Origin of the sequence: Veillonella parvula (assembly GCF_042850485.1) — a bacterium.
GTDB classification, from domain to species: Bacteria; Bacillota; Negativicutes; order Veillonellales; family Veillonellaceae; genus Veillonella; species Veillonella parvula_Q.
Map to the genome: position 1 here is coordinate 1,335,340 of NZ_AP031417.1, position 14,637 is coordinate 1,349,976.

The window sequence follows — 14,637 nt, forward strand, 5'->3', positions numbered from 1 at the left end:
TTATTCTACAACCGTAGCTACTACATCATAAGCAAAGCCTTGCTCTACTTGTACCTTAAGAATATCACCAGGTTGAATGTCTTCACCACAGTCTTCAATGTACATATTACCATCTACATCAGGTGCTTGAGATTTCAATCGACCTTTTGCAAGCAAGGTGTTATTCTCGCCTTCTTCGATTTCCTCTACCATCGCATAATCAATGGTACCTTCTAAATTGCGATTATTCTCTTCAGAGATAGCAGCTTGGATGGACATAAGAACGTGATAACGCTCTTCTTTGACCTCTTCTGGTATTTGGTCTTCACGAGCACCAGCTGGTGTACCATCTTCTTGAGAATACGTAAATACGCCCATATTATCGAATTTGATTTCTTTTACAAAGTCACAAAGTTCCTCAAATTGTTCATCTGTTTCACCAGGAAATCCAACGATGATAGAGGTGCGCAATGTAATATGAGTCGGTGCATTTCTAATCTTCTTAAGCAAGCGCTCAATATCATTGCGATCGTCTCGGCGATTCATTTGTTTCAAAATATCGTTATTAACATGTTGCAATGGAATATCTACATATTTACAAAGCTTTGGCTCATTAACAATAATATCTAACAATTCATCAGAGAAAAATGTCGGATATAGGTATAGCATGCGAATCCATTCTATGCCTTCTACAGTTGTTAATTCTTTTAACAATGTCGTCAATAATGGTTTACCAGCATTAAGGTCGATACCATAGCTCGTTGTATCTTGAGCGATAAGGACAACTTCCTTAACCCCGGTCGCAGCCAATCGTTCCACTTCAGCCTTAATAGACTCGATAGTACGACTGCGGAATGCACCGCGTACCTTAGGAATAATACAGAATGTACACCCGTTATTACAGCCTTCTGCAATTTTTACATATGCACTATAACGAGGTGTTGTTTGAATACGAGGCATGCGCTCATCATAGATATTCGTAATATTTTCCATGATACAACTGCGATTGCCGTGCTCAATAGCATCAACGGCTACCATAACTTGATCCCATGCACCGGTACCGATTAATGCATCAATTTCAGGAATTTCTTGGAATAATTCATCCTGATATTGTTGGCTAAGACAACCTGCTACGATAAGGCCCTTACAAGTACCATCCTCTTTATATTGGGCAACCTCAAGGATAGTATTTATAGACTCAGCCTTAGCTTTTTCAATAAAAGTACAGGTATTTACAACGATAAGATCTGCTTCGCTTAAGTCTTCTGTAATCGAATAGCCATTATCTCTCAATAAGCCTAACATTACCTCTGTATCTACTAAATTTTTAGCACAACCTAGGCTAACATATCCTAATTTTTTCCCCATTCTATATCCTTTCGTCACTAGATTCTTATTTATTTATTTCTTGGATTTATACAACTGACTTAGTCCTTACGGAATCGTACTTGACTAACCCAATGATTTAATAGTAACTTTTTACCTTCTAGAGTATAGCCACCATTCACAGGCCATAATACTAAATCATGCCCCATAGAATCTTTTGGCTCATCCATCTCAGGATTAGTAAATATATAAGTAAAATTCTTTTCTACCATATATTTTGCCGTTTTAGAAGATAGTAACCAATTAATAAACTCTACACTATCTGCTTTATGTTTTGAATTTTTTAAAACGGCAGCACCAGTCACATAATAAGACGTACCATCTTTAGGATAAATGATCTTAATTGGATACCCATGATGACTATATTGCGCCGCATCAGACAAGTTACCAATACCAATATTTGTCTCCCCTAGCGCAGTTAGGCGTATTGGAGTAGACAAAAATTTAGCATGTTGAACCACATGGGGCTTCAAACTATATAAGTATTCAAGAGCCTCTGGTTCCCCTTTATACTCTACCATATTATATAGCAAATTGGCCGCATTCTGAGATGCTACAAAATCGGTCATAACGATAGACCAATCACCTTGTTTTCCCAATGTATCCCATGTAGTAATATATTTACCAATGCCATTATGGAAGGTATCATTCTGAACAAATACGATGGGATCATACCAAATACCAACCCAATAGCCATTTGGATCCTTTAGATTATCACGTACCTCGTCAATACGTTCATTGACGATGGGCATATATTTACCTGCATTGGCACCAATTACGAGATTATCTTCAGAAGTTAGCACCAAATCACCAGAAGTATCAGCCACTGTAGAAGCCGACCGTTGTGACATTTGTTCCTCTGTAAGAGGCATTACAGTGACTTTTACCTTTTGTTCCTCTTCATAACGCTCAGCAAGCATAGCTGTCAAAGTATTAGGTAAGTCCGTATAGACTATAATTTCACCACGAATAGGCTCTTTGGCCTGTTCTATTTGTTCTTGTTGGTAAAAGTTTATGCCATAGATCAACATTCCTACCACAAATAATGCTAAGATGCTCGGAGCAATCCATCGTTTCATATATGCCTCCCATAAGACATAAAGTATCTTAAAATGAGAGTAGCTAGAGCTACTCCCTACATGTAACGACCACCAAAACTTTTATTAGATGTACGAACTTTAGTCACATCTCTACTACGCCTTTTTCCAGTCTGGCATCGATTCCTAGATTCGCAACCTCGTTTGCCATTACGAGATTTACTAGATTGGCTAATACGCTTAGAATTTCCACCAATTGGTCGGGGTGGAATTAAACATTCTGGGCCAAAGCCAATTAAATCACGTCGATTGGCTTCTATGAGAGCCTCTTTAACAAGGTCATAGTTTTCAATATTTTTAAACTGCATCAATGCGCGCTGTTTTGCTTTATCTCTACCCTTTTTAGCAACATAAACAGGTTTTCCATCTAGTGGATTAATGCCCGTATAATACATACAAGTAGAAAGGCTACCCGGCGTAGGAATAAAATCCTGTACTTGCTCTGGGTACATATGGTAATCTCGTAAAAATTCCGCTAATTCAATAGCATCCTCTAGGGCACAACCGGGATGAGAGCTCATAAAGTACGGCACTAAGTATTGTTTCTTACCAAGCTTTTTATTTGCCTCTTCAAACCAAGACTTAAAGGTTAGGAATTCTTCTTTACCAGCTTTCCCCATCATATTGGTAACCCGTTTAGATACATGTTCTGGAGCTACCTTTAGCTGCCCACTTACGTGAAACTCGCAAAGTTCCCGCACAAAATCTTTATTGTTATCGGCTAGTACATAGTCATAACGCAAACCAGAACGAACAAATACCTTTTTTACACCTTTTAGTTTACGTAATTTACGCAGTAAAGCAATATAGTCATCATGATTTGTATTCAAGTTTTCACAAGGTTCTGGAGCCGCACAAGTACGACCTTTACACGCACCATAGACAGCTTGTTTATCGCAAGCTAGATGGCGGAAATTTGCCGTAGGGCCCCCTACATCATGAATATACCCTTTAAAATTGTCCATCTTGATCATCATGTGAGCTTCTTCAATCAAAGACTCATGACTACGATTCTGAATGATACGCCCTTGGTGATTAGTAATAGCACAGAAAGAACAACTGCCAAAGCAACCTCGTTGGCTCACAAGGCTAAATTGAACTTCGCTTAATGCTGGCACACCACCCTTATCATCGTATTTAGGATGCCACTTTCGAGTATATGGCAAGTTATAGACACCGTCCATTTCCTCCTGTGTCAATGGCAAGGCAGGCGTGTTCTGAATGAGATATCTATCACCATGCTTTTGGACTACAATACGTCCATAGAACGGATCTTGTTCATCGTATTGAATGCGGAATGCATCGGCAAAATCCATCTTATCCGCCTTAATAGCTTCATACGATGGGCACTCTACATAGTCAATGGTTGGAATTTCCTTTGCCATGTAGCAAATGCCACGTATAGATGGCAAAGACTCTTTAAATCGACCCTGATCTAAGGCATCAGCTAGTTCAACGATTTGAAGTTCTCCCATGCCATAGACGAGTACATCGGCCTTAGAATCTACTAAGATGGATCGACGCACCGTATCTGACCAATAGTCATAATGACCAAAGCGACGCAAAGACGCTTCTATACCACCAATGATAAGAGGTACATCACTGTAAGCCTCCTTCATACGGTTAGCATATACCAAGGTAGCACGATCTGGACGATGACCTGACTCACCACCTGGAGAATAATCATCTTGACGGCGAACTTTCTTTGCTGCCGTAAATTTATTAAGCATTGAATCTAAATTCCCTGCCGTAACAAGGGATGCTAGACGTGGTTTACCTAGTTTTTTGAAAGCCTCTACATCATTCCAATCTGGTTGATCTATAATGCCTACACGATAACCTTTGGATTCCAAGTATCTACCGATAACTGCAGGCGCAAAGGATGGATGGTCCACATAAGCGTCCCCACTGATGAGAACGAAATCTAATTCAGCCCAACCACGTTCCTTCATATCCGAAGGTTCTGTTACTAAAAATCTATCCATTGATTGTGTAAATGCCTTTCTATCATGCCTAATCAGATACTAGAACAGGAATAACCATAGTAAAAATAATGCCATACAAACTAAAATAATCCCTAAAATAATGCGTTCTTGTACAATAGAGCGTTGACGTTTTCGTTGACGCGTTTCTAAGGACATACGCTTTTTAGATGTTTGGTATTCAACAAACTCACTTTGTACCAAATTAGGAGTTGCTTGAGCCTTCCGTCTTGTAACAGAACGTAAAGAAAAGGTATCTATGTCCCCTACTTGGCCCTGATATACTTTTACCAAGCGATCCCCATCAAGATCTAAGTAGTTACCATAGTTTCGAATAAAACCTTTTACGTAGACTTGACCAGGAATGATATCATAGTTGCCATCTTCGATAGCCTCTAAATAGGTTGTTTTAATGTGCAGCACTTGCTCCACATCTTTAAAGGTTAGATTACGTCTTACCCGTTCACGTCGTAATTCTTCGCCTAATTCAGCCATTTTCGTTCCTTTCTAAATCTACGTAATATTCATATAGTAATTAGCTAATTATTGCTCATCATTGGAATCGGAGAAATATCTAGCCTTAGCTTGTTCAGGGCTCATTAAAATTTCTCGCGCCTTACTGCCCATGCTAGGACCAACGATTTTAAGGTCTTCCATTGTATCTACAAGACGTGCCGCACGGGTATAACCTATACGGAAACGACGTTGCAACATCGATACGGAAGCTTGACCAGATTCCATAACGAGATTGACAGCTCGCTCTAATAATTCATCGCGGTAAACATCATTAGCATCAGAAGATTCTTTTTCAGCTTCCTTTTCCACTTCTTGAGTTACCGTATTATCATATTCTGGTTCTCGTTGAGCTTTCACAAACTCTACAAGTTTTTCTACCTCATCATCAGAAATGAAGGCCCCTTGTACACGAATAGGTTTATTAGCACCAATCGGAGCAAATAACATATCCCCTTTACCCAATAGTTTCTCTGCTCCTGCCATATCAAGAATGGTACGAGAGTCAATTTGAGAGCCTACAGCAAAGGAAATACGGCTTGGTACATTGGCCTTGATAGAACCGGTAATAACGTTAACAGATGGCCGCTGCGTAGCAAGAACCATGTGAATACCTGCAGCACGAGCCATTTGTGCTAAACGACTAATAGATTCTTCAATATCATCAGGAGCCGTCATCATAAGGTCAGCTAACTCGTCGATAATCAACACGATTAGCGGCATAGCAGCCTTAGGATGCGCTTCATTATAGCTCTTGATATCACGTTTACCAGATGCAGCAAACGCCTTATAACGAGCCTCCATTTCACGAACGGCCCAACGTAATACAGCTGCTGCTTTTTTCATATCCGTTACAACTGGAGCCATCAAGTGCGGGATCCCATTGTAAATAGACAATTCAACCATCTTAGGGTCGATTAATAATAACTTAACCTCTTCCGGTTTGCGGCTAAAGAGAATACTAGAAATTAATGTATTTACACATACGGATTTACCAGAGCCAGTTGTACCAGCTACGAGCAAGTGAGGCATCTTCGCAAGGTCTGTAATAACAGGCTTTCCTGCAATATCCTTACCAAGGCCGACAGGAATACCTCCACGAGCATCTTTAAAGTCACTGCAATCAAGTACATCGCGTAAATGAACGGCTTCTGTCGTTTTATTAGGGACCTCAATACCGATGGCAGATTTCCCTGGAATCGGAGCCTCCATACGAATATGTTGTGCTGCCAAATTGAGGGCAATATCATCTGTTAAATTAACGATACGACTCACTTTCACGCCTGGTGCAGGTTCAATTTCATAACGTGTAACAGTTGGGCCTTGTGTAGCATTAACAACCTTTGCCGTAATACCAAAGTCACTCAATACATGTTCAAGCATCATCGCATTTTGTGCTACTTCTTCACCATTGTTTTGACTCCCCTTCCCTTTCGCCAAAATATCTAGGCTTGGGAAATGGTAAGGTCTATCATAGGACCGATGAATCTGTCCATCTTTAGATACAGCTACTTGCGCCGTATCTTCTGTAGTACTAATAATGGACGGTACTTGTAACCCCATACCTGCCATACCAGCTCCAGCACTTACAGAACTTGCCGCTGCACCCGTTCCTGGCACAGCGGAGGCAATAGCACCGTGATTCGTTTCCAATGGTCCTATTGTTGTATTTTGATAAGAGAATTCTGGTTCTTCATCATCAGAGTTTTCTACAGTTCCAACCTCATCTGAATACTCTTCATCTGGTGTATATGAAAAGTCCTCATCTGGAACATATACATAATCATCACTCGTAGATCTATGCGTATCAGAGAATTGTTCAAAATTATCAGCTTCATAAGACTTAGCATCACCAGATGCTTCAGATATATTAGCCAATTGCTCAGCCGCACGATTACGTGCTTCTATCTCAGCCAATTCCTTCCAAGATGTAGGAGTTCTTTGTGACTCCATAGTAGTAACTGTATCTTCAATAGGATCAACATCTATAGCTGTGGTAGAGTCAAAGAGGTCTCTTCCAGTAGCAATGCCTTGTTTTTCTAGTGCATCTAATGCTTGATCTGCTGCATCAGCAAAGCGTGTATCTTTTTCCCTGTTATAAGCTTTACGCTGTTCTGCCGCTTCTTTACGTTGTTCATTCCAATCTTCAAAGACTTCTTTTGCAACAGCAACCTTCTCAGCAGCTACCTCTTTTGCAACATCAAGGCCAACCTGTGTTTTGTCCGCAGCCTTTTGTAATCCACTGCGCAAAGACAAACGTGTCACCAGTAATCCAAAAGCTATGAGTAAGAATACATCAAGAATAATAGCCCCTAGATTGCCTAATAGTGTACGAAGGAATGTAGCAATTGCACCACCTACGAAACCACCTTGATTAGCTAGTTGTGTAGTAATGAGTTCCTGCCCCTCAGGAACGCGCCACAAGGGAACAAGAGCTAACAAAAATAGGAAAAACAAGGTCATTACAATCCCTCGTTTTGTAATGGAAATAAATGTATCCTTATATAATAATCTCCAACCTAACCAGAAAACGCATAAACAAGGAATAATACCCCCTAAGCCAAAGCCATAACGGAATATACCTGTTAAAATCTGTCCTACAAGGCCGAGTTCAAAGCCGAAAAAGCCCAGAAAGGAAATCACAGCAAAGGCAATGACAATAAGGCCTTTCACTTCGCTGCGCAAAGAAAAGCTTTGAGACTTTGATTGCTGTTTTGTACTTGTTCGCTTACGGCGTGTGTTGCGTCTTTTGGTGGAAGTATTTTCTTCTGCCATAAATCTATACAAACCCCTTACTTATATAACATTACAGTAAATTAACTTATCATTATATTATAGCATATATCGTAATATTAAGTTAATTTTTACAACGTTTCTCCCAGTCGTGAAGTAACTGTTCCTCAGTCCCTCTCTTTATGCCCTTATAGTAGGTTGCATCAACTAGAGGCGTTGGTAAATACTGCTGTTTTACATATCCATTAGGATAATTATGAGCATACTTATAAGCTTTCCCATGGCCTAATTTACTAGCCCCGCTATAGTGACTATCTTTCAAATGATCAGGTACTTGTCCACAATCCTTATGTCGCACATCAGATATCGCGGCATCAATAGCTACATAAGCAGAATTACTTTTAGGTGCGAGAGCAACATAGCACGCAGCCTCAGATAATATAATGCGCGCCTCAGGAAAACCTACCATATGAGCCGCTTGAGCCGCTGCGTTGGCAAGTATAAGAGCTTGTGGGTCCGCAAGTCCTACATCCTCTGCTGCACAAATAACAATACGACGAGCAATGAAATTAGGATCCTCTCCAGCTTCAATCATGCGTGCTAAATAATGTACCGTTGCCTGTACGTCAGAACCACGCATACTTTTTATAAAGGCTGAGATTGTATCGTAATGACTGTCTCCTTTTTTATCATATGTATATATACGACGACCTACGACCTTTTCAAGAACCTCAATAGTAATCGTCCCCTCATCGGGAACCATAGCTACAGCTTGTTCAAGAATATTAAGGGCCATGCGGCCATCACCATTGACGAAAATTCCCACATCTTCCAGAACTTCATCCGTTACCTGTAGATGGCGTTTGCCTAATCCCACTTCTTCATCGGTAATGGCGCGACGTAAAATTTGACCAATAGCCTTTGGTGTAAGTGCTTCTAATGTAATAAGACGCAAACGAGATAATAACGGTCTATTAACCTCAAAGAATGGATTCTCTGTTGTAGCACCAATAAGGATAATAGTGCCATCCTCTACACAAGGTAACAACACATCTTGTTGGCTTTTATTAAAACGATGAATTTCATCGAGGAATAGAATTGTGCGTTGCTGTAAAGAACGAACTCGTTTGCGCGCGTCTTCAATGATGGTGCGCAACTCACCAATACCGGCGTTAGTAGCATTCAGGTTTACAAAATGGCTATTACTCACCTTAGCTATAATGCCAGCTAATGTAGTCTTACCCGTTCCACAAGGCCCATAAAAAAGCATAGATGGTATTGTATCCTTCTCTACCATAGCTCTCAAGAAAGTCCCCTTACCTACGGCCTTCTCTTGACCATATAAATGATCTAGTTTAGTAGGACGCATTCGTACAGGAAGCGGCTCGTATGTATTTGTAGGTGCCATATCAAACAAACTATCCATTCTATCACCTCAATTCGCACTCAGTTTAACTGTCGTATTTTCATATCTATAACTATTCAATCCAAAAAAATTACTGTCCCGTCATAAAAGCCTAATAACATCAGTAACTCGGTAACACTGATAATATTGGCAAGATATTTATAACATTTATGACATTTAGGACTCTTAAGATTTTAAATAGTTTAAATTCTTACCAAAGATATATTTATAGTATATGATATTTCAGTCTATTTTTACACGCAAAAAAGCCCCACCATGCCGTAATGTACCGCGTTTTGATCCTGCAAGGGCAGGTGGGTGTCCTCCTCATCCTGCAGTTGTCCCGTAAGGGCGTAACGTTCAGACGAGAGTTCAGACTCCCAAAGTAAATGTGTTGGCTCAAAACTGCGATATCACACGCACATGGCAGGGATATCTTATACTTAAATAGTATCAGAAAGATTAGCAATTAACAAGTCTTGACATTTCGATTTTAATCAATTCTTGCCTATGTTTTTACACTAAAGATTGCTCTTGTTCTTCTTCTACATCTGGTTTAATATGCAACTCTTTTAATTGCTTTGGTTCTACTTCAGATGGAGCTTGGCTCATGATATCAGAAGCAGATTGAGTTTTAGGGAATGCGATTACGTCGCGGATAGATTGACGTTTTGCCATCAACATAACAAGACGATCTAAGCCAAATGCACAACCTGCATGAGGAGGTGCACCATATTGGAATGCATCAAGCATGAAGCCGAATTTGGATCTTGCTTCTTCAATGGACAAACCAATTGCTTTGAATACTTTTTCTTGTACGTCAGCTTGGTAGATACGCAAGGAACCGCCACCAATTTCTACGCCATTCAATACCATATCGTAAGCAATCGCTTTTACGCTGCCAGGATCAGATTCCAATTTATCAAGATCCGCATGGCGTGGCATTGTGAACGGATGGTGCATTGCAACATAACGTTTTTCATCTTCGTTATATTCGAACATAGGGAAATCAGTTACCCAGGTGAATGCCAATTTATCTTGGTCAATCATGTTCATACGACGTGCCATTTCAAGGCGTAGTTCACCTAATGCACGTGCCACAGTTGCAGGTTTATCAGCAATCATCAATACGAGGTCGCCACCTTTAGCACCCATTTTTTCACCGATATTGCGAATTGTATCTTCACCTAAGAACTTCATGATTTGAGACTTGATAGAACCATCTTCGTTGAAGCAAGCCCATGCAAGGCCTTTGGCGCCGTAACGATTTACATATTCAACAAGGTCGTCAAGTTCACGGCGAGGAATGCCAGCGTCACCAGGTACAACGATACCTTTAACTACACCACCATTGTCGATAACAGAACGGAATACTTTGAATTCTGTATCTTTTACAAGATCAGTTACATCAGTAAAGGCCATATCAAAACGAAGATCCGGCTTATCAGAGCCGTATTTATCCATTGCTTCGTCCCATGTAATACGAGGCATAGGCAAAGAAATTTCTTTACCTAATGCAGTTTTAAATACATGAGCAATCATCTCTTCAAGCAATGCATAAATATCTTCTTCATCAACGAAGGACATTTCTAAGTCGAGCTGAGTGAACTCAGGTTGACGGTCTGCGCGCAAATCTTCATCGCGGAAGCAACGAACGATTTGGAAATATTTTTCGTAACCAGCAACCATCAAGATTTGTTTGAAAATTTGTGGAGATTGTGGCAACGCATAGAATGTACCAGCATTTACACGGGACGGCACTAGATAGTCACGAGCGCCTTCTGGTGTAGATTTAGTAAGCATTGGAGTTTCAATTTCCAAAAAATCGCGGCTATCGAAGAAATCGCGCATTGCTTTCGTTACTTTGTGACGCAAAATCAAGTTGCGTTGCATTTCTGGACGACGTAAGTCAAGGTAACGATATTTCAAGCGAATATTTTCATCTACATCGATATCATCTTGGATATAGAAAGGAGGAGTTTTAGCAGAGTTCAATACGCGCAACTCTTCACAGAACATTTCGTATGCACCTGTAGTAAGATTTGGATTAATAGCAGCCTCATCACGCTTTGTAATCTTACCACGTACACAAAGCACATATTCATTACGAACATCCTCTGCTTTGTGGAACGATTCTACGTTATGATCTGGGGATGCCACCACTTGTACTACGCCAGAACGATCACGTAAATCCAAGAAAATCAAACCACCATGGTCACGACGGCGTTCAACCCAACCACATAATACGACCTCTTTACCTACCTCTTGTTCAGAGATGGTGCCACAACCGTGCGTACGGTGTAAGCCTTGCATTGTTTCCATTCTAATTGTCATCCTTTCACCAAAGAAGTTATACGTTCAGCCACTGTATCAAGAGATACAGTCTCTTGTTCACTAGTATCCATGAATCGAATTATGGCTTCTTTACGAGCCAATTCATCATCACCCAATATAATAACATATTTCGCATTAATTTTGTTAGCGTATTTTAATTGTGCCTTCATACTCTTGCCCTGCCCGTCCATTTCAACGGTAATATATTCATCATGTAAGGCTTGGCAAATTTTGAAAGTCTCTACCTTAGCCGCATCACCAAGAGCGACTACGAATACAGATGGTTCTACAGTTGGCTCAGGCAATAAGTTTTGTTTTTCAAGAGCTAATAGTAAACGCTCCATGCCCATAGCAAAACCGATAGCTGGAGTATGAGGTCCATCGAGCTCTTCTACGAGACCATCGTAACGACCACCACCAGCTACAGCACTTTGAGCACCTAAAGGAGTATATTGTACCTCAAAGGCTGTCTTTGTATAGTAATCAAGGCCACGTACGAGACGAGGATTTAAAGTATATTGCACATTAGCTGCAGTTAAATAGGTTTTCAATTCTTCAAAATGATCATGACACTCTTCACATAAATGTTCGTGAATTTCAGGAGCACCTACGGACAAGGATTTGCATGTTTCATTTTTGCAGTCCAAGATACGCAAAGGATTTTTGTACAAACGCTCTTGGCAATCGCTACATAATTGTTCCTTTTTAGGTTCAAAGAAAGCGATTAATTTTTCTCGGTATACAGGACGACATGTTGGGCAACCTACGGAGTTTACTTCTACATTGAGGTCTTTAAGGCCAAAGTCTTTTAATAACTGTACAACCATACAGATAACTTCACTATCTACCACTGGAGATTGCGAACCTAGTACCTCTGCACCAAACTGGTGGAATTGACGATAACGACCCGCTTGCGGTTTATCATGACGGAACATAGGGCCCATGTAATACCATTTTGTGAGACCTTCTTTACCATATACTTTATTTTCTAAGTATGCGCGCACAGCAGACGCCGTATTTTCAGGGCGTAAGGTAAAGCTAGAACCACCGTCATCACCAGTGGTAAAGGTGTACATCTCTTTTTGTACTACATCTGTAGTCTCACCGATACCACGTAAGAATAATTTAGTTTCTTCAAAGGCAGGTGTGCGAATTTCATTGAACCCATATACTTTACAAATTTCGCGCATACGTTGTTCAATATAATGCCAATGTATCATCTGTTCTGGCAAAAAGTCTTGTGTACCTCTTGGTTTTCTTATAGCCATTACACAACCTCCCAAAATCTTTCACAAATTCTATGTCGTTTCTCTAAAAGTGCATCTATCGTTTCGTGATAAACATCTACGTCTTTTGGCATATGCTGTTTAAGTTGACGATATTCAGGGGCGCGCATCCACTTGGATGAACTGCCAGGCCCCATAGATAGAATACTCTGCCGTTCTTCCATAATCTGGATATTATATTCACACGCTTTGCCAGGCAAGGTATAGCCAATATTCTCTAACTGCCCTCTCATATATTGTTGGCGATATAAATAATATGGCACATAACCAGCCGCTTCAAGACGCTCTTTACCATATTGTACCATTTCCGCCACAAGATGTTCTTCAGGAATATCATCTTCCATATGTAAATCGTACAACGGGCTACCACGTTTTAATGCTAACGTATGAATTGTAACATTTTCCGGCAGATTTTGACATACATAATCCATATTCTCTATCATGTTTAACATCGTTTGATTAGGCAAGCCTGCAATAAAATCCATATTTACGGCTAATGATGTATTGTTTTTTACATATTGTAAAAGTTCATCAATATCCCGTACACTATGGCCGCGTCCAATACGACGCAAAATATCATCTTGCATTGTTTGCGGGTTAATGCTAATACGATTCACACCTAGCGCAAGCATGGAACGTAGCTTTGTAGGATTAACAGAATCAGGTCGTCCTGCCTCTACAGTAAATTCATGACCTTCTGGTACGAGTAGAGACAACTGTTTTAGAACCTGGTGAAAGTCTTCATCCTTTAGCACTGTCGGAGTACCGCCGCCCATATAGAGGGTATCTACGGTTAGATTATAAGATTGGATAATAGCTTTCATATCTTCTATATCACGGGTTAAAGCCCTTAGAAATTGACTTTTACCAGCATAATCCTGATAGAGACCATATGGAAATGAGCAATATACGCAACGCGTGTCACAGAAAGGAATACCACAATAGAGGCTTACCTTTTTATCATCTGTATCAGATAGAAATGGACGTTGATACTCGCCAATGGCCCCCAAAGTAGCAAGCTTTTCCATAGACACAGAAAACTCGTCCCGAATGTGACGAGTTGCTGCGTGGACAGAGCCATATGTATCTATATATTTATGTAGTAGCTTTGTTGGGCGCACACCTACCATAGTTCCCCACGGAGCCTCAGCAGGTAAGCCTTGATATTCACGCAAATAGCGCAACAAGGCTTGTCCAATTTGGCGACGCCCCATAGAGGAAACAGGGCCTTCAAAAATCTGAACCGAATCACCAATGGTAACAGTTAATGTGTACAGCCCTTCCACTTCATGCGCTTCAAGGATAACCTCTGGATGTACCTTATCAGAAAAGAGTCCGGCCGCGCCACAGTTATGAGCTACTACAGAGCCAAGTGGTAATGGACCCGTATATAGATATCCATTAACCATGATGGGACATACGCTCAAGCTTTTCTAATTCTGCTTCAGTCATATGATTTTGGCAATCACTACAATAACCATATACTTTCAATTGATGATCAATGGTACGGAAGTTTAATTTCTTAGCGATAATAGACTCCAATGTTTCAAGCATGTCGTCTTCAAACTCGGATACTTTACCACATTTTACGCAAATCAAATGATGATGGAAATGAGCGAACTCTTCGTCATTTAATTCATAGCGATTACGACCATCACCAAAATCAAGACGTTTTAACAAATCAAGTTCTGTGAAGAGATCAAGAGTTCTATAAATTGTTGCTAACCCAATATCAGGTGCCACCTCTTTTACAAGAACATATACATCTTCAGCACTCAAGTGATTTTCATCAGCATCGATGAATGCTTGTAAGATTGTTTGACGTTGAGTTGTCAATTTGTACTTTTTGTCTTTAATGCGTTCTTTTAATTTTTCTAATGTTGTGTTCATAATAAATTTCCCCTCGACTGTAAAAAATAATT

General features: G+C 40.3%; 10 protein-coding genes and 1 other RNA gene. All 11 read right to left on the minus strand.

Annotated features, from left to right (window positions below; translation table 11 throughout):
- The 11 genes from rimO to ACGHIY_RS06055 all read right to left on the minus strand — a co-directional run bounded on the left by rimO (position 1) and on the right by ACGHIY_RS06055 (position 14,605).
- Complete coding sequence (gene rimO, locus ACGHIY_RS06005; protein ID WP_004696407.1) at positions 1 to 1,347, minus strand: 30S ribosomal protein S12 methylthiotransferase RimO; 1,347 nt, start codon at positions 1,345 to 1,347, stop codon at positions 1 to 3.
- 59 nt (positions 1,348 to 1,406) lie between these two features.
- Complete coding sequence (locus ACGHIY_RS06010) at positions 1,407 to 2,444, minus strand: ABC transporter substrate-binding protein (protein ID WP_008601367.1); 1,038 nt, start codon at positions 2,442 to 2,444, stop codon at positions 1,407 to 1,409.
- 56 nt (positions 2,445 to 2,500) lie between these two features.
- Positions 2,501 to 4,447, minus strand: a complete 1,947-nt coding sequence (locus ACGHIY_RS06015; RefSeq protein ID WP_195213115.1) for a YgiQ family radical SAM protein — start codon at positions 4,445 to 4,447, stop codon at positions 2,501 to 2,503.
- Between the two features lie 39 nt (positions 4,448 to 4,486).
- Positions 4,487 to 4,939, minus strand: coding sequence for a helix-turn-helix transcriptional regulator (locus ACGHIY_RS06020; protein ID WP_004698676.1), 453 nt, complete (start codon positions 4,937 to 4,939; stop codon positions 4,487 to 4,489).
- A 48-nt stretch (positions 4,940 to 4,987) separates the two neighbouring features.
- A complete protein-coding gene (locus ACGHIY_RS06025) occupies positions 4,988 to 7,732 on the minus strand; it encodes a DNA translocase FtsK (protein WP_278471773.1) in 2,745 nt (914 codons plus the stop codon).
- 82 nt (positions 7,733 to 7,814) lie between these two features.
- Entirely contained in the window at positions 7,815 to 9,116 is a 1,302-nt protein-coding gene (locus ACGHIY_RS06030; protein ID WP_390525363.1) for a replication-associated recombination protein A, read from the minus strand.
- Between the two features lie 243 nt (positions 9,117 to 9,359).
- Positions 9,360 to 9,531: non-coding RNA, 6S RNA (gene ssrS, locus ACGHIY_RS06035), on the minus strand.
- A gap of 80 nt (positions 9,532 to 9,611) precedes the next feature.
- Entirely contained in the window at positions 9,612 to 11,417 is a 1,806-nt protein-coding gene (gene aspS, locus ACGHIY_RS06040; RefSeq protein WP_390525364.1) for an aspartate--tRNA ligase, read from the minus strand.
- An 8-nt stretch (positions 11,418 to 11,425) separates the two neighbouring features.
- Positions 11,426 to 12,697, minus strand: a complete 1,272-nt coding sequence (gene hisS, locus ACGHIY_RS06045; RefSeq protein WP_205112501.1) for a histidine--tRNA ligase — start codon at positions 12,695 to 12,697, stop codon at positions 11,426 to 11,428.
- Positions 12,697 to 14,124: a coproporphyrinogen dehydrogenase HemZ gene (gene hemZ, locus ACGHIY_RS06050; RefSeq protein ID WP_390525365.1), complete on the minus strand. Its 1,428-nt coding sequence runs from the start codon at positions 14,122 to 14,124 to the stop codon at positions 12,697 to 12,699. Before hemZ ends, hisS begins: the two co-directional genes overlap by 1 nt.
- On the minus strand, positions 14,117 to 14,605 hold the full coding sequence (locus ACGHIY_RS06055) for a Fur family transcriptional regulator (protein ID WP_004696420.1): 489 nt from the start codon (positions 14,603 to 14,605) through the stop codon (positions 14,117 to 14,119). Before ACGHIY_RS06055 ends, hemZ begins: the two co-directional genes overlap by 8 nt.
- Positions 14,606 to 14,637 lie beyond the last annotated feature (32 nt).

Coding starts and splice junctions, on each gene's coding strand:
- rimO (WP_004696407.1), bottom strand. CDS start 1,347: ATGGGGAAAAAATTAGGATATGTTAGCCTAGGTTGTGCTAAAAATTTA.
- ACGHIY_RS06010 (WP_008601367.1), bottom strand. CDS start 2,444: ATGAAACGATGGATTGCTCCGAGCATCTTAGCATTATTTGTGGTAGGA.
- ACGHIY_RS06015 (WP_195213115.1), bottom strand. CDS start 4,447: ATGGATAGATTTTTAGTAACAGAACCTTCGGATATGAAGGAACGTGGT.
- ACGHIY_RS06020 (WP_004698676.1), bottom strand. CDS start 4,939: ATGGCTGAATTAGGCGAAGAATTACGACGTGAACGGGTAAGACGTAAT.
- ACGHIY_RS06025 (WP_278471773.1), bottom strand. CDS start 7,732: ATGGCAGAAGAAAATACTTCCACCAAAAGACGCAACACACGCCGTAAG.
- ACGHIY_RS06030 (WP_390525363.1), bottom strand. CDS start 9,116: ATGGATAGTTTGTTTGATATGGCACCTACAAATACATACGAGCCGCTT.
- aspS (WP_390525364.1), bottom strand. CDS start 11,417: ATGGAAACAATGCAAGGCTTACACCGTACGCACGGTTGTGGCACCATC.
- hisS (WP_205112501.1), bottom strand. CDS start 12,697: ATGGCTATAAGAAAACCAAGAGGTACACAAGACTTTTTGCCAGAACAG.
- hemZ (WP_390525365.1), bottom strand. CDS start 14,124: ATGGTTAATGGATATCTATATACGGGTCCATTACCACTTGGCTCTGTA.
- ACGHIY_RS06055 (WP_004696420.1), bottom strand. CDS start 14,605: ATGAACACAACATTAGAAAAATTAAAAGAACGCATTAAAGACAAAAAG.